Here is a 16,265-nt window from a genome sequence, read left to right as displayed (position 1 = left end):
CAAGATTAAAAACAGTTATGTGAGCGTAGAGTTTTGGAAAGTAGGGAGTCTTGTCCAAAATAGTAACAAACTGGAACTCTTGCACGCTCATAATGAGTGGAAAAGTTACAGTCTACGACGTTTTATCGATAAGAGTCGGTTCGCCCTCTGAGTTGTGCGATCCGATTCCCACCGGTTTCTTTGGCTTTTTCGATCAGTTTGATCCCCTCTTCAATGATGTCTTCAAGAGATTTAACTGGTGGTTTTAAAAGAAATCCGGCGCTCAAAGTAATTTTGATGGGGCCTTTAGTCGTACTGAACGTTGATTCTGCAACCGACTGAATAATTTTATCGCATTCACTTAATGCAATTTCTTTGCTATTCCGAGAGAGGAAAAAAACTATATGGTCATTCTCCAAATGAGCAATTGTGTCCAACGGTTGTTCGTACATGGAAATAATATCGCCTAGTTTTTTGAATATAGCGGCCATATCCTCTTTCGTGAGGGAATTAACAAGGGAAGTGTAGTGATCAATTTCAAATGCGCATAAGAACAGGGTATTCGCTGCTCGCCCAGCTTTTTTTGCATTAAATGTTATGATGAGTCCTTTCTCGTTATTTAAACCGCTGGCAGGGTGTAATAGCGCAGGACTGGTAGTTGTTTGTGACGATTTGCGCGCAAGCCGTTTAAGGACAAAATCAAACTCTTTAGTAAAAACACTCGCTTTTGTCCCCTCCAAATCTAAGGCACACGCTTGGTCAATATCGTGATAAATTTGATTGAGTCGACGGTGGTAGAGAAAGAAAATTATAAAGATATAGATAAAAATAACTATAGCCGTCAATTTTGTGGTAGAAGCTACTTTACTCATTATGTGTATCTGGTAATCCATCATACGGTCTATATCTCCGAGATAGATGGTGCGTGATTGCATCATACGTGTGTGCATAGCATCACGTGCAGAGGGCATTGCCTCGATCCAAAATAGTGTGCTGTCTTGAAAATTTTGAGAAGAGGTCGATAACGTTTGCATTAATGAAATTTGGTCGTTACTCGAAGCAAAAATAGAATCTAAAAACGTTTCTTCTCCTGAATGTTTAACCGAAAGGACTATCTCAGAGAGAGCCCCATTTATCTCGATAGAAGCCATTTTTAGATCAGCTGTAGAATTGGTAATGATTTTTTCTATCAATATATGTTGATTTTTTAGGGCAGTTAAGCGTTCTCCATATTCGTCTAAATGAAAAAGTTCTAACGTTAAAAAAAAGATTCCGGCAGCTAGAAGCAACAAAAATAGTTTGAGGTTTGAAAAGATTTTGTGAATTGAGAGGTGCAAGCACAATCCTTTTACAGTAATTTTTGTCTATCTTTATGAAGAATTATTTTATCACGTATACGTTAATACGAAACTCTTAATCCATACTTTACCCAATTTTTATTATAATAGAGTAATTAATTAGAGTTGTAGTGGGCGAATAGTGAACAGTGAGCAATATTTTATCCACGCTATGAGAAGTGTTCACTCCAAGATCGGGGATGACGGTGCGGTGTTGGGGCGTGCGGTTTACAGCAAAGATGTTTTTTTTGAAAATGTCCATTTCAAACGCACTTGGCTCACCCCATACCAAATCGGTGCTAAAGCAATGATTATTAATGTCTCTGACGCGATCGCTATGAATGCGACTCCACGTTACGCGCTATTAGGGATTGCAATGCCTTCTACCATCAATCGGCATGCAATGGATGAGCTTGCGCGGGGTCTTAAAGAGAGTGCTGATGCGTATGGGATTGAGATTATCGGAGGCGATACCATCGCCAACGTTAAACTCGATATATCTATTACGATTATTTCGGATTCGGCAAAGCCGCTTATGCGTCATGGGCTTAAAATCGGAGATAAAATTGCTTATACCGGTGTAATCGGCCAATCAGTAAAGCAGTTACGCTATCTTTTAGCCAGAGGAAAGGTGCATACGCAAAGCCGGTTTGTAAAGCCGATTTTACGTCAAAAATTTATCCAAGAGTCCCGTCCGTATCTACGGTGCGGTATGGATATTTCGGATGGTCTCTTTAGTGATATGAGTAAACTCTGTTCGCTGAATCGCCTCGGTATCCGATGGGAGAAGCACATCTCCAAATCTATCGGATGCAGCGGAGAGGAGTATGAGATGCTCATTGCATTTTCGCCCCGGAATGAAAAAACCGTTCGACGGATTGCGTTGCATACGCGTACTCCGATTCGTATCGTTGCTACCGCAAGACGCGGAAAGTTTATTAATCGCTGTAAAGCGCATCATTTTTAGGATATATCATTATGGAACGTCAATACTATCTTCCTCACAGCCCTATCGAGTTTCATTTCAGACAAAGTCCTCGTGATTTCGTCGTCGATGAGATACCGTTATACCCTTTTAGCGGAGAGGGGGAACATCTGGTCTTACATGTACGTAAGAAGAACCTTTCAACGTGGCAAATGGTGGATATCTTCAGTAATCATCTTGGGATTAAAGGACGTGATATCGGTTACGCCGGATTAAAAGATAAAAATGCGCAGACCAAGCAGTATATTTCTATTCCGAAAAAGTTTGAAGCCGCGCTAGAAAATTTTGAACACGAGGGGATTAAAATACTTGATCGTGTTTATCATAACAATAAAATTCGGATCGGCCATCTCAAAGGGAACCGATTCTTTATCCGTCTCAAAAAAGTAACCCCGGTTGCCGCCACCAAGATTACCCAAGCCCTTCGAATTATTAAACGTCAGGGGATGCCCAACTATTTCGGTTTTCAACGTTTTGGTATAGGGGGAGAAAATTATAAAAAAGGGCAAGCGATTTTAGAGGGAACTCTCAAAGAACGGAATAAAAAATTGTCTCAGTTTTATGTCAATGCCTATCAGAGTTTTCTCTTTAATGACTGGCTCAGCCGCCGTATTGAAATTTCTAAAATGGTAGAGGGGTTTGGAATTGATGAACTTTTGAGTGTTTTACCTCTTCCAAAAGAAGAAATTCTTACAATGAAAGCACAAAAACACCCTTTTAAATTGATACACGGCGATGTGATGATGCATTATCCGTACGGTAAGCTTTTCAATTATGAAGAGGAAAGCGAAGTAGAGCGATTTGAAAAAAAAGATATCTCATTCACGGGATTGCTCAGCGGAAAGCGAGCCACAAAAGCCGTTGGTTTGGCTGGAGAGATTGAAAACAACTACGATACGATCACCACGGGAATTGACGGAGCGCGACGCTACGGCTGGATATTTCCTGAAGAGTGTGAGGGCGAATACAAAGAGAATGAAGCATGGTATGAACTTCATTTTACCCTCCCTAAAGGGTGTTATGCAACGGTATTAATTGAAGAGATTGCTAAAAGAGAAATTCAAAGTGATGAGGAACAAGATACATGAATAAACGACATATGACTTCTGCACTCTCTCAAGTGTTTGGACGATTTGCGTCAAAAGCCCATTCGGTGAGAGTCCAGAATGCCATTAACCACAGTTATGTACGGATGATGGGATTGGATATGGGTGAATTTGACTCCCCTGAATCGTATCCGACATTGAATGCTTTGTTTACCCGAACATTGAAGCATAAAAGGGTCTTTTCATCGGATCCTCGTGATGTTATCAGTCCGTGTGATTCTTTGATTACGGAATGCGGTGTGATCCATGATGACTTAGCACTGCAGATAAAAGGGATGAACTACAGTGTAGACGCCTTTTTTGGAGATCATATCAGTGATGAGTACAAAAAAAGTGTCCATAACGGGTCGTTTATCAATTTTTATCTTTCTCCGCGCGATTATCACCGTTATCATGCTCCTCTTGATATGCAAATTCTTGGTGCGGTTCATATTCCCGGGAAACTTTATCCGGTGAATATTCCGACACTCAAGAAAAAAGTGAATCTTTTTATTGAAAATGAGCGGGTAGTGTTGGAGTGTTTGAATGGGGAAGGGAAACGATTTTTCCTAATTCTTGTGGGTGCGCTTAATGTGGGTAAAATGGAGGTGAGTTTTGAACCTCGTATCCAAACCAATACGGTTTTAACCCCGACACACTATTCGTACAGCGGGCTCTATTTGAGTAAAGGGGATGATTTCGGATGTTTTCAGATGGGTTCAACCATTGTTATGATCTGCGAACCGAATATGATTGAACTGGGAGTTTCAAGCGGGCATAACGTTAAATTTGCTCAAACGATAGCCCGTCTTTACTAAACTCGAATTTTAAGCTGAACGCTTAGATGTTTATCTTCGGTATAAATATCGATAGTGCTATCTACAGGGGGATGGAGTTTTGTTAATGCTCCTTGGACAGAGTGAAATACATGAAAAAATTTCGGATACATCGGCGCTGTAATATGCTCGATATGCCCTTTATGAATAATGCGTGCCAAGGTTTCAATGGCACTGTAGTAGACGGTTTTATTGATACTGCGCTGAATACGGTAGGCGCGTAACAGCTCGATATTATTAATTAACACCTGACGCTCTTCCTCACACAGCAAACGATTCTCATGTGCATGTTTGATCTGGGAAGCAATTTCGGCTTCTACCAGAGTTTGTCGTTCTTCAATTTCACGGTCTAATTGGGGGTCATAACGGCGGATCAGAGCAAATATTATTTCCGGAGTAATGGGTTTGTCACCTGTTAAGCAGGTATATGATTTGTCTTCGATGTATTCATGATCCAGTGCTTGGATCAGCTCTGCTGCAATACTAAGATAAACGAATTTATCCTCTTTGTTGTGATCGAATTCGATCCCATGTGCTGAAATAAGCGGTTTGGGCCCGGCGTATTCGAGAGTCATAACAATCCTTTTTCAGTGATTACACGTTAAATCTAAAATGCATTATATCACCATCGGCAACAATATACTCTTTTCCTTCCAAACGCATTTTCCCTGCTTCTTTGGCTTTGGCTTCACCGCCGCAGGTAACAAAATCGTTATACGCGATCACTTCAGCACGGATAAACCCTTTTTCAAAATCATTGTGGATTACCGCTGCTGCTTTAGGTGCGGTGGTGTTTTTGTAGATCGTCCATGCTCTAACCTCTTTGACCCCTGCCGTGAAATAGCTCATAAGACCTAGCTTGTCGAACCCTTTACGGATGATTTGCTCCAAGCCTGATTCTTCGACACCGAGATCACGTAAAAACTCATCCCGCTCATCTTCGTCTAATCCGACCAATTCTTCTTCGATTTTAGCGCAGAGTTTGATCACTTCACAACCGTGTTTAGCCGCATGTTCGCGGAGACGTTGAACGTATTCATTGTCTTCAGTGAGACCGTCTTCATCGACATTTGCACCGTACATGATCTCTTTGGCGCTGAGCAGGCGGACTTCGCTGATGAGTTTTTCATACATTTCCGAATCGGCTTTTGGGAAGTTGCGGGCAAGATTTCCTTCCGCCAAAAACTCTGCCAGTTCTTCGGCAAATACCGCCATTGCTGCGGCATCTTTTTCATTTTTCGCCTGTTTTTTGAGTCTCTCGATACGGTTGGTCAATACTTCGATATCGGCGAAGATAAGTTCATTCTCGATGATTTCAACGTCGAGCAATGGATCGATGCGCCCTTCGGTATGGACGATATTTTCATCATCAAAACAACGGACAATTTGTAAAATCACTTCGGTTTCACGGATATTGGAGAGGAATTTGTTTCCCAACCCTTCCCCTTTGCTTGCCCCTTTAACGAGACCTGCGATGTCCACGAAATCGAGAGTAGAATATTGGATGCGTTCAGGATTGACGATTGCTGCGAGGGCATCGAGACGTTTGTCGGGAACGGGAACGGTTGCTTTGTTCGGTTCAATGGTACAGAACGGATAGTTGGCTGCTTCGGCATTTTGTGCTTTGGTCAGTGCGTTAAAGGTGGTTGATTTTCCGACGTTTGGTAGTCCTACGAGTCCGATTGATAATCCCATTAATTAATTCCTTGTCTTATGTTATTTTTACGCCAAAGGGGAAAAGCCCCTTTAGCTACGCTAATGCTGAGTTCTCTTCGGCAGAGTGCCCAGCCCACTCGTGTGCTATTTTAAATTTAGCAGCCATTCCATGCTCATACGCACACCTGCACCCGTACCGCCGTAGGTATGAACATCCCATGCACTCTCGGTGTAGGCAGAGCCTGCAATATCGAAGTGGACCCATTTTTCTTTCATCTCTTCATCGATAAAATTATCGAGGAACAATGCTGCTGTGATCGCTCCGCCGTAAGGTTTGGATGAGACGTTGCAGACATCGGCGAGGTCGCTTTTGATCAGTTTTTTGAGGTGGCGATTGAACGGCAAGTTTCCGCAGTATTCACCGCTTTGTTTTGCCGCATTGAGCCACTCTTGTTTGAGTGCTTCGTTGTGTCCCATCACTCCCGTCGTGTACGGTCCAAGTGCTACCATACATGCACCTGTGAGGGTAGCGTAGTCGAAGATGTAGTCCGCTTTGACATACTCTTGGGCATAGCCTAGAACGTCAGCGAGGACGAGCCGTCCTTCGGCATCGGTGTTGCGCACTTCGATGGTTTTGCCGTTTTTGGCACGGAGGACATCGTCCGGCTTGTAGGCGTTACCGCCGATCATGTTCTCGACTGCTCCGATCAGCGCATGTACTTCGATATCGAGTTTTAGCTCGCTTACCGCTTTGATAATCCCCATTACGGCGCAGGCTCCCGCTTTGTCCATTTTCATCGTTACCATCGATGCGGCGGCTTTAAGGCTGAGCCCGCCGCTGTCGTAGGTGAGACCTTTACCCACAAGGGTGATCACTTTACGAGGATTTTTAGGTTTGTAGGCGAGATGGATCAGACGGGGAGGATTGGTTGATGCCCGTCCTACCGCCAGCATCGCATTCATATTTTCGGCTTCAAGTCCGTTTACGTCGAGAATGGTACATTCCAGATTATTGCTTTTGGCAAGTGAATCGGCGGTTACTGCCATCCCTTGAGGGGTCATGTCATAAGGGGTTTGATTGACCAAATTACGGACGAAATTGGTCGCTTTAGCAATGATAAGGGTTTGGTTTAAAATTGCTTCTAGAGTGTCAATGGCATTGGATGATCCATCGTTGTTTTCATTGGAAAAAATCACTTCGATCAGTTTAGAGGGTTTAGGTTCTGATTTGTAACTCTCAAACGTATAGCTCCCCAAAACCGCCCCTTCAACTAATGCACGGAAACGCTCAGGGGTGTATTGGGCACATTTGAGTGAACTATAAGCGTAGTTCATTGCAGATTTGAGAGCACAAGCCATGGCAGAACGGTAAAGCTCATCGCTCATCTCTTTATCGATGCCGCAGACAAGAAGGCGGTGTTCATGGAGCGCACAGAGTTGTTCTTGTTCCGCTTTAAATCCCGCTTGGGTTAAGAGGGCGTGATGCGGATGGGATTCAAGTGCTTTTGCAGTGACAAACTCCAATGTGAGATCGGCTCCGATTTGTTCGAGAGGTTGGTTATACAGTTTGACGTTCACGGCGTTTCTCCAAAAGTTTTTTTTCAAGTCGGTTTAGATTATAGACAATAGTAGTGACGATAACAATAATAAGGGGGATAGCTAAGAACCAGTGGCATTTGATCCATGTTATCAGGGCTAGCAGTTCATCTCCGTAATAGTAGGCCGGGATTATCGTCATAGATGCCCAAAAAACGGCGCTGATAAAGTTGATAATGGCAAATTGGCGACCGGAATATTTTGTCAGCCCTATGGCCATAGGGATAACCGTACGCATCCCGTACATATAGCGTTGGAAAAAAATAATCGGCCAACCGTATTTTTTTAACAAAAGGTGGGCAATCGCAAATTTACGCCGTTGTGAACGAAGTTTATTGTGAATATAGTTTTTATTGAATCGTCCAATGTAAAAATAGATCTGATCTCCTATAAATCCTCCAAAGGCACCTACGAAGAGGGCAATAGGCAAGAACATATCTCCGGTATGAGACATAATACCGGCCATAATAAGCCCAAGTTCACCCTCTAATATACTCCACGCAAAGAGGACAATATAGCCGTATTCTTTGAGCCATTCTAAGAATAGATGTTCCACTAATCCCCTTAGTTATCGAAATTCAAAAGTTGTTTGGCCTGTATCATATCCTTGTCTCCGCGACCGGAGATATTGACAATAATGAGTTTGTCTTTGATATCGGTCATTTTTTTCAGATAGGCAACCGCATGGGAGGATTCAAATGCCGGGATAATCCCCTCAGCACGGCTGAGCCATACGAAGGCATCGAGAGCCTCGGCATCGGTGATGTTGTCGTAACTGACCGTACCGTTGTCTTTATGGAAGGCGTGTTCGGGTCCGATACCGGGATAATCAAGACCTGCCGAGATGGAGTGCGCTTCGAGAATCTGACCGTCATCATCTTGGAGGAGGTAGCTCATCTGACCGTGCAGCACCCCAGGGCGACCTTTGAGGAGAGAACAGCCGTGTTTGTCGGTATCGACTCCCAATCCTCCTGCTTCGATCCCGATACAGCGCACCTCTTTATCTTCCAAAAAGTGCTGAAATGTTCCGATAGCATTGGAACCTCCACCGATACAAGCGATAACGTAATCGGGAAGAGCGTTCTCTTTTTCTAAAATCTGGGCACGGGCTTCACAGCCGATGATCGCCTGAAAATCACGTACCATCATAGGATATGGGTGTGGTCCTGCCACGGTGCCAATGATATAAAAAGTATCGCGCGCATGGGTGACCCAGTGGCGGATTGCGTCATTCATCGCATCTTTCAGGGTTTTAGAACCGCTTTGTACCGCATGAACTTTTGCCCCCAGCAGTTTCATCCGAAAGACATTGAGCTCTTGACGCTCTACGTCTTTTGCTCCCATGAAGATTTCACACTCTAATCCGAGGAGTGCGGCAATAGTCGCGGTGGCAACTCCGTGTTGACCCGCACCCGTTTCGGCGATCACTTTTTTCTTGCCGAGACGTTTTGCCATTAATCCTTGCGCTATAACATTATTGACTTTATGTGCACCCGTATGGTTCAAATCTTCGCGTTTGAGATAAATTTTGGCACCAAGTTCCTCAGAGAGGTTAGCGGCATAGTAAAGTGGGCTAGGGCGGCCGACGTAATCGACCAGATAACTGTCTACCTCTTTCCAAAATTCTTTATCAAATCGGATTTGCTGATACGCTTCATCCAGCTCAAGTAAGGCCGGCATAAGGGTTTCTGGGACATAGCGTCCGCCGAAAATGCCGAAATGTCCATCAATAGGATCAAAGGGGGAAGGTTTGGGAATGTACATTAATCGACTCCAATTACAGTATAGACTTCAGTTAACTCACGGAGTTTGGATTGGCCGCTTAAAAAATCAAGCCCCATGATAAAGCAGGCTTCGACACATTCGGCACCCACTTTATTAATAAGATTTGCTGCCGCGTAAGCCGTTCCTCCGGTCGCGATTAGATCGTCGATCAGGAGAACTTTCGGATTTTGAACGTTGCTGAAAGCATCGATATGGATCTCTACTTCATCGACACCGTATTCAAGAGCGTATTTCTCCGATACGGTAGTGTAGGGGAGTTTCCCTTTTTTGCGAATGGGGACAAATCCTACTCCAAGCATCTGTGCCAATGCCGCGCCGAAGATAAAACCGCGTGCATCGATGCCGGCAATATGCGTTAGATTATACGATTGATAGCGCTCTTTTAAATGGTTCATAAGCAATGCATAGGCATCTTTATTATTCAAAAGGGTGGTAATGTCTTTGAATACGATTCCAGGTTTCGGAAAATCGGGAATATCGCGGATTGATCGGATTAAAAATTCTTTATCGTGCATATTTAACGTCATATAAACCCTTCATAAATTTTTTGTCTCATATAGAGAGAAGTGCTTCAGTGCTTTGTCAGCTTTTTTACTACCGGGTTTGCACCCTAAATTAATGCGTCTATACGCCCTTCAAGCTCTTTGATCTTGTTCTGGAGACGGTCTGTTTCTGAACGATGCTTTGAATTACGGGTTTTAAGGGCTTTGAGTTCGTTACGAAGATTATTCAACTCTTCACTCAGAATATCCACATTCCCCAAGGCACGCTGAAGTTGAATTTGATATTTTCGTATCAAAATCTCTGCCTCTTTAAGGGTCATTTTCATCATTTCGCTCGAACGCTGCTCTTTGACGGTGATACTTCGAAAATAGAACATTTTTACTAAAAAGAAGAGTGCTCCCAAGGTAACAACAGTAAGCAATGACCACTCTAGAAACATCGTTTATCCTTTGATTGCTTCGATTTTATCAACACGGCCGCAGTGGCGACCACCCTCGAATGTTCCTGCGATCCATGCGTCTAAAATTGATTCTGCAACTCCTTGACCTACAATCCGTTCTCCGAAACACAGCACATTGGCATCGTTATGACCGCGTGCTACCGTAGCGGTATAGGCATCATGGCACAGCGCCGCGCGAATTCCATGAAAGCGGTTGGCTGCCATGGACATACCGATACCTGAGCCGCAAATTAATATGCCGTGTGCTGTTGGATCGGCAAGGACGTTTTCGCACACTTTTACGGCATAGTCCGGATAATCAACACGTTCTTTTTCAAAGGGGCCGAGATCGATAACCTCGTGCCCTTTTTGACGGAGGATCTCCACTGTAAAGTTTTTCATATCGATCCCTGCATGATCGGTTGCGACGTAAAATTTCATAGTGCTCCTTATTTTAACAATAAATTTAATACAGAATTGATAGGCCACATAACCAACGGTACTTTAAGCGGAGTGACCAATATAATGATGATAACAATCATTCCATAAGGTTCGGCTTTGGCGAAAAATTCGGCAACTTTTTGAAGACGATATTTTAAACTCAGGTAGATGAGAACATGGGCACCGTCAAAACTCGGAATAGGGAGGAGGTTAAATACTGCCAAAACGACGTTGATCAGCAATAATTTCATGATCAGTATGTAACCAAACAGGTACGCGACGTCACTCCCTTCGCTTGGTTGTACAAGAGAGAGCAGTACTATGGAGGAGAGGGTTGCTAAAAATAGGTTATAGGCTATTCCCGCCAAACTCACTTGTATTGCTGCATTGTATCCGCCATTACGGATGACAGTTTGCATATTGACCGGCACCGGTTTTGCCCATCCGAAGAGAAATCCATTGCTTGCCCCGAGGAGTACAGGTATAAAATAGGTCATGAGAGGGACAAGAATCGAACCGAAAGGATCGATATGGGTGAGGGGATTGATACTCAGCCGTCCTTGGCTTTTTGCGGTATTATCGCCGTATTTGTATGCGACCCAGCCGTGCATGATCTCATGACCGATAATGGCGATGAGGAGGGCTATGATCGCTGCAGCGATTTCGAGCAAATCAATAGAGTTCATGGTCATTGGCGTCTTGTCGTACTCTCTCGGCGATGGCACGATCCAATGGCCCTTTTTGTTCTAAATCACTCGGAGTTTTTCCGATGCGGTCCCAGCGGACAACATAATCGTCATCCATGCTGAAATAGACAAACCACGGAGTTCCCTCGATAAGACCGTAAGGGACGGCTCCCCAAAATCGGCTGTCGTTTGAGTGGTCGCGGTTGTCCCCCATCATAAAGTATTGTTTTTCAGGGACCACAACGGGGCCGAAATTGAAAATCTCCATCGGCATCATTCCATCATTGACAATTCGCTCATCATTATGAATCCCCGGATGTTGTGCGATATAAGGATTTTTAACCCAAAGTTTCCCTTCAATCTCTACAAATTCAGAACCTGCGAATGCTTTGCGGATGTATTCATCCCCCTCATGCGGGTGGATATAGAGGACTTTGTCCATTACAAACAGTTCGTCTCCCGGTAGGGCAACACAACGTTTGACGTAGTGAAGCTGCGTATTGTTCGGATATCGGAAAATTACAATATCTCCGCGTTTAGGTTCGTCACCGTCGAGAATGTGTCCGTCTGTTCCGGGAATTAATGGAATTTCAAGAAAAGGGATATGGGGTGTAGAGATACCGTACGCAAACTTTTTGGCAAACAGATGATCGCCGATAAGGAGTGAATCTTTCATAGATCCGCTAGGGATTCGAAACGCTTGAGCGACGAAAAAAATGACAAACAAGACGATGATAATCGTCCCTGTCCATGAATTGGAAAATTTGTATGCACTGTGTAAGCTGTTGAGTACTTTTTTCTTCATAGGGGTATTATTATCTCTCTTCTTTAGCATGATTTTGAGCGGCTTTGAGGGTGTTGGCAAGGAGCATGGCTATTGTCATTGGTCCGACGCCGCCCGGTACCGGGGTGATGTAGGAGGATTTAGGGGCGACGGCATCATAATCGACGTCACCCACGAGGCGGCCATCAGGGGTACGATTGATGCCGATATCGATAACGATGGCATCGGGTTTTACCATATCTTCTTTAATAAGATTGATTACCCCTGCACCTACAAGTAGAATGTCGGCTTCACGGGTATGCGCGGCAAGGTCACGGGTGTGGATATGGGTAATCGTAACGGTAGAGAAAGCATTGAGCAAAAGGGCTGCCATCGGTTTTCCGACGATATTGGATGCGCCGACGATAACGGCATTCATCCCTTTGGGATCGATATGGTATTCAGCCAATAATTTCATCACACCCAGCGGTGTACACGGTACGAAACCATCCAGTCCCGTAGCGAGGCGTCCTACATTGTACGGGTGAAAACCGTCTACGTCTTTGGAGGGGGCAACAATTTCGAGGATTTTAGTCGTGTCGATATGCGAAGGCAAAGGGAGTTGGATCAAAATACCGTCAATGTTGGGGTTTAGATTCATCATTTCGATGGTTTTAACGATCGCTTCTTGAGAGATGTCTTCGGGCATTTCATGGGTTACCGAATAAAATCCGGCGCGGTCACACGCCTTTTTTTTCATCCCGACATACGCTTGACTCGCCGGATCATGTCCGACAAGCAAAACGGCTAATCCAGGGACACGCCCCGTATTTTTTTTGAGTTCTTTGGCTTCGATAGTAACGTTTTCTTCGATCTTTTTTGCGAGAGCTTTACCGTCAAGTAGTTGCATTTAGTCACCGTCAAATTGTTTTTGGGTATGATACCGTCAAAAGACTAATAAACGGTTAAAGGGATCATGTGCGAGGGATATTTGCGTTATTTTTGACGATTAGCCTATACGGTGCAGAATCGTTTATTACCAAGGAAGAATACGCAAGTGGGCTTTACCACAATCCGCGCGGCATTGGGTGCCATTTATGCCATGGCGAAGGGGGCGAAGGAAAGCTCATTGCCCGGTACCGAGATAAAGGTGAGATGAAGACTTTTGCCGGAGCACCGATTAATAAGATAACTTTTAGAGATTTTTACGATAAGGTGAACAGTCAAATTGTGGGTATGCCTCGATACTATTTAACCGATACTGAGATCCAAACGCTCTATTATTATCTCCACCGTGAGGAGTTTAAACGTGCCGCTCAAAAACCAAGAAAAGCTCAATAATCTGGTTACTTCTGGAAATCTTGAAACACTCCGCTCTTTAGCCGTTCCTACTGCTAGAATCCAAAATCACTCCCTCTCTTTTCGCAGCGCCATGATGCTTTCGACCTATAATCTTAAACATTTGTCTAAAATCCCACTTCTTAACGCCGAGTGTATTATGCTCAATCTAGAAGACGGTGTAAGTTCTGCACAAAAGCCTTATGCTCTTGTTTTATGTGCAATGGCACTCGCTTCTAACCCTCAAATCGACAAAAAACTGGTCGTACGGGTAAATCCTCTGAATGAGGGGGGAGCCGAAGAGATAGATTATTTAAACCCGTTTATGCCCGATGCGATCCGTATTCCTAAGATTCGAACGATAGAGGATGTACAACGGGCATTAGAATTGATCGATGAGGGGATCGAAGTGCATCTCTCCATCGAGACCAAAGAGGCATGGTTGAATTTAAAAGAGTTGGCGATCAGTCCACGGATAAAAGTCTATTACTTAGGTGTCCTTGATTTTTTTGCTGATTTGGGACTTTCTCAAAGTCTCCTTATTCCGGATAATCCGACTGCGCACTATCTGCTCTCCCATTTTTTAATTACCAGCCGTGCTTGTGGTGTTAAACCCGTGTCTTTTGTCTACCAAGATCATAAAAACAGTGACGGACTTCGCAATTGGCTGGAGTTGGAAAAAATGATGGGATTAGAGGCCAAAGGGTGTATCTCTCCGACTCAGGTCGAATTTATTCACGAGATGTTTGGACATAAAGAGCATGAGATCATGCGGTGTCATGAAATTGTAAAGCTGTTCGAAGAACACCGTGCACGCGGAATCATCGGATTTGTGGATGAGCGGTACGGGTTTATCGACGAGCCGATTTACAAAGGGGCATTAGCAGTACTTTCTCATACGACTACCCCTCGATAACAACCTGATCTCTCCCTCTCTCTTTTGCCATATAGAGGGCATTATCAGTTTTATGTATTAATGCTTCTATGGTGTCATCCGTTTTGAGTTCGGCTACACCGATACTTATAGTGAGATGTCCTAACGTGTTGAAGTTATAGTCCGATATTGCTTGACGAAGTTTTTCTCCTATATCGGCGGCACCATTTTTTGATGTTTCCGGGCATATTATCATAAATTCTTCTCCGCCGTATCTTCCAATGAGATCACTTGTTCGGATATTTTGTGAAAGTATCTGGGCAACGGTTGTTAATGCGTAATCTCCGAGTTGATGTCCGTAGGTATCATTAACATTTTTAAAATAGTCAATATCAATCATGAGCAATGTTAAGGCTCTTTGATAACGTTTTGCTTTTTGGACTTCATTGCCGATACATTCATCAAGTTTTCTTCGATTATATATTCCGGTTAACTGATCAATGATCGAAATGCGTTCCAGCTCTTTTTTGGCGGTAATATCAATACCCACAGATATGTATGAAATAAGATTATCGTTTTCATCTTTGATAGGGATGATTGTCTCTTCAAGCCAATACGCTTTCCCGCTTTTATCCTTATTTTTTAGTTCACCATTCCACTCTTTATTGAGTTTTATTGTTTTCCAAAGGTCGGTATAAACTTCATCTGGTGTGTCAGTGTGTCTAATAATATTCATTTTTTTACCGATCAAATCTTCCTTCGAATATCCTGAAACTTTTTCGAACGCACTGCTTACGGCAGTAATGATACTATTGGTTTTGGTAGTAACAGAGATGACATATTTATCGATGATATCGGAAAATCTTTTGAGTTCATTGTTTGACATTAAAAGGGCTTTTTGAAGTTTTGAAGGGACACTAGAAGCATACATGGCAAGAGGAATACTGAGAATAATACTAAGAATAATCACGACTAAAGCAGATTGAATATTAGAGATAATAAGTGAATATTTATATTCAGCTTTTGGCTTTAGTACTAAAATAGCGTCATCGTCGTTGTTTAAAATATCATCTAGCGGGTAAGCATAATAATTTTCCCCTTTATGAACACCGGCAAGAATTTTGGATACTTCAGTCGGGAAGTCTGTCCTTAGTTGATTGGAGTTATGGGTATATTTTGACCATGAAAATTTATCGTTGGGGTGGATAATAATATTCCCTTCTCTATCGATAATGTAGTGTTCAAATACCGGTGATGTTCTTAGGCTCTCTAAAAGCTTATTGGTAAGCATATTGATGATTACTATCCCCATGAATTTGTCTTTGTTATAAATAGGAGTTACTATGCGGATGGTAGGTCGAAACGGGACTTCTATCTTGCCGTTTTCAATATTCAAATCCAGTTTGGAGTGCCAGATGTGATCGGGAGCCATTTTACTAGTAATTTGAAAATAGTCCCGATTGCTTTTATCCTGAAGGTTTGAATCTTTTACTACAAACGGTGTACTTGATTCTTTGAGCCTGTCAACCCGTATCTTCTCTTGTCCTGTCGCATCGATAAATCGGGCTTGCATAATCAGATTATCAGACATAGCAATGGCAAAAAAAAGATTGGTAACATTCTCCTTGTTTTCGTTGTTTGGTTTTTGAATATATTCTCGGAGTGTTTTGTTAGTGGCGAGGGCTATAACCATACTGTCCATTTTATACATGGCCGGTTTGAGGGTATTCATTTTTTTATTGAATGCGACCTCTTCGGCATTTTTGTTAATACGATCTTGGACATGAATCATCTGGAGTTTATATCCGATCAATGATCCAAAAAGGGCAATGACAATGCCGAAAATGATAAAGTAAATTGTAAACATAAATCTAAAATTTTTTTGCGTCATGAATCTTCCTATATCGAGATAAAGAAAGTTTGATTGTACTGTATAAAATTGAAATTTGATTATGAAGTGG

18 protein-coding genes are annotated in these 16,265 nt (G+C 43.1%); 5 read left to right on the top strand and 13 right to left on the bottom strand.

Going from position 1 to position 16,265, the window contains the following annotated elements:
• Window positions 1-122: 122 nt before the first annotated feature.
• Window positions 123-1,316 (bottom strand): GGDEF domain-containing protein, encoded by a 1,194-nt coding sequence (locus WC407_RS01745; protein WP_373020536.1) that lies wholly within the window; start codon window positions 1,314-1,316, stop codon window positions 123-125.
• A gap of 142 nt (window positions 1,317-1,458) precedes the next feature.
• On the opposite strand from WC407_RS01745, the gene WC407_RS01740 reads away from it, so the two are divergent.
• The 3 genes from WC407_RS01740 to WC407_RS01730 are packed head-to-tail and all read left to right on the top strand — an operon-like array spanning window position 1,459 to window position 4,204.
• Window positions 1,459-2,283, top strand: coding sequence for a thiamine-phosphate kinase (locus tag WC407_RS01740; protein ID WP_373020534.1), 825 nt, complete (start codon window positions 1,459-1,461; stop codon window positions 2,281-2,283).
• An 11-nt stretch (window positions 2,284-2,294) separates the two neighbouring features.
• On the top strand, window positions 2,295-3,389 hold the full coding sequence (gene truD, locus WC407_RS01735; protein ID WP_373020526.1) for a tRNA pseudouridine(13) synthase TruD: 1,095 nt from the start codon (window positions 2,295-2,297) through the stop codon (window positions 3,387-3,389).
• Window positions 3,386-4,204: a phosphatidylserine decarboxylase gene (locus WC407_RS01730; protein WP_373020524.1), complete on the top strand. Its 819-nt coding sequence runs from the start codon at window positions 3,386-3,388 to the stop codon at window positions 4,202-4,204. Before truD ends, WC407_RS01730 begins: the two co-directional genes overlap by 4 nt.
• On the opposite strand, the gene WC407_RS01725 is transcribed toward WC407_RS01730, so the two are convergent.
• The 11 genes from WC407_RS01725 to folD form a co-directional block, all read right to left on the bottom strand.
• Entirely contained in the window at window positions 4,201-4,797 is a 597-nt protein-coding gene (locus tag WC407_RS01725) for a hypothetical protein (protein WP_373020522.1), read from the bottom strand. The two genes, WC407_RS01730 and WC407_RS01725, sit on opposite strands and share 4 nt — an antisense overlap.
• Window positions 4,798-4,816: 19 nt before the next feature.
• Window positions 4,817-5,917, bottom strand: coding sequence for a redox-regulated ATPase YchF (ychF, locus tag WC407_RS01720; protein ID WP_373020520.1), 1,101 nt, complete (start codon window positions 5,915-5,917; stop codon window positions 4,817-4,819).
• 105 nt (window positions 5,918-6,022) lie between these two features.
• Window positions 6,023-7,456, bottom strand: a complete 1,434-nt coding sequence (locus WC407_RS01715; RefSeq protein ID WP_373020518.1) for a leucyl aminopeptidase — start codon at window positions 7,454-7,456, stop codon at window positions 6,023-6,025.
• A complete protein-coding gene (locus WC407_RS01710) occupies window positions 7,437-8,030 on the bottom strand; it encodes a DedA family protein (RefSeq protein ID WP_373020516.1) in 594 nt (197 codons plus the stop codon). The genes WC407_RS01715 and WC407_RS01710 overlap by 20 nt, the downstream gene beginning before the upstream one ends.
• Before the next feature lie 8 nt (window positions 8,031-8,038).
• Window positions 8,039-9,238, bottom strand: a complete 1,200-nt coding sequence (gene trpB / locus WC407_RS01705; RefSeq protein WP_373020514.1) for a tryptophan synthase subunit beta — start codon at window positions 9,236-9,238, stop codon at window positions 8,039-8,041.
• Window positions 9,238-9,786, bottom strand: coding sequence for an adenine phosphoribosyltransferase (gene apt / locus WC407_RS01700; protein WP_373020512.1), 549 nt, complete (start codon window positions 9,784-9,786; stop codon window positions 9,238-9,240). The genes trpB and apt overlap by 1 nt, the downstream gene beginning before the upstream one ends.
• A gap of 83 nt (window positions 9,787-9,869) precedes the next feature.
• A complete protein-coding gene (locus tag WC407_RS01695) occupies window positions 9,870-10,202 on the bottom strand; it encodes a hypothetical protein (RefSeq protein WP_373020510.1) in 333 nt (110 codons plus the stop codon).
• A 3-nt stretch (window positions 10,203-10,205) separates the two neighbouring features.
• The gene (rpiB, locus tag WC407_RS01690; RefSeq protein ID WP_373020508.1) at window positions 10,206-10,643 is read right to left on the bottom strand and encodes a ribose 5-phosphate isomerase B; all 438 of its coding nucleotides are present in this window, start codon (window positions 10,641-10,643) and stop codon (window positions 10,206-10,208) included.
• 8 nt (window positions 10,644-10,651) lie between these two features.
• Window positions 10,652-11,335 carry a site-2 protease family protein gene (locus WC407_RS01685; RefSeq protein WP_373020506.1) on the bottom strand — a complete coding sequence of 228 codons (684 nt, stop codon included), beginning with the start codon at window positions 11,333-11,335 and terminating at the stop codon, window positions 10,652-10,654.
• Window positions 11,316-12,134 carry a signal peptidase I gene (gene lepB, locus WC407_RS01680; RefSeq protein WP_373020503.1) on the bottom strand — a complete coding sequence of 273 codons (819 nt, stop codon included), beginning with the start codon at window positions 12,132-12,134 and terminating at the stop codon, window positions 11,316-11,318. Before lepB ends, WC407_RS01685 begins: the two co-directional genes overlap by 20 nt.
• Before the next feature lie 10 nt (window positions 12,135-12,144).
• Window positions 12,145-13,002, bottom strand: coding sequence for a bifunctional methylenetetrahydrofolate dehydrogenase/methenyltetrahydrofolate cyclohydrolase FolD (gene folD, locus WC407_RS01675; protein ID WP_373020496.1), 858 nt, complete (start codon window positions 13,000-13,002; stop codon window positions 12,145-12,147).
• 68 nt (window positions 13,003-13,070) lie between these two features.
• Here folD and WC407_RS01670 point away from each other — a divergent pair, with 68 nt between their 5' ends.
• Window positions 13,071-13,433, top strand: coding sequence for a cytochrome c (locus tag WC407_RS01670; RefSeq protein ID WP_373020494.1), 363 nt, complete (start codon window positions 13,071-13,073; stop codon window positions 13,431-13,433).
• Complete coding sequence (locus tag WC407_RS01665) at window positions 13,402-14,346, top strand: CoA ester lyase (RefSeq protein WP_373020492.1); 945 nt, start codon at window positions 13,402-13,404, stop codon at window positions 14,344-14,346. The genes WC407_RS01670 and WC407_RS01665 overlap by 32 nt, the downstream gene beginning before the upstream one ends.
• Here the strand turns inward: WC407_RS01665 and WC407_RS01660 are convergent.
• Window positions 14,333-16,171: a GGDEF domain-containing protein gene (locus WC407_RS01660; protein WP_373020490.1), complete on the bottom strand. Its 1,839-nt coding sequence runs from the start codon at window positions 16,169-16,171 to the stop codon at window positions 14,333-14,335. The two genes, WC407_RS01665 and WC407_RS01660, sit on opposite strands and share 14 nt — an antisense overlap.
• Window positions 16,172-16,265 lie beyond the last annotated feature (94 nt).

The sequence above is a fragment of the Sulfuricurvum sp. genome (assembly GCF_041651515.1).
GTDB lineage: Bacteria > Campylobacterota > Campylobacteria > Campylobacterales > Sulfurimonadaceae > Sulfuricurvum.
This window is presented reverse-complemented; position numbering and strand designations above follow the sequence as displayed.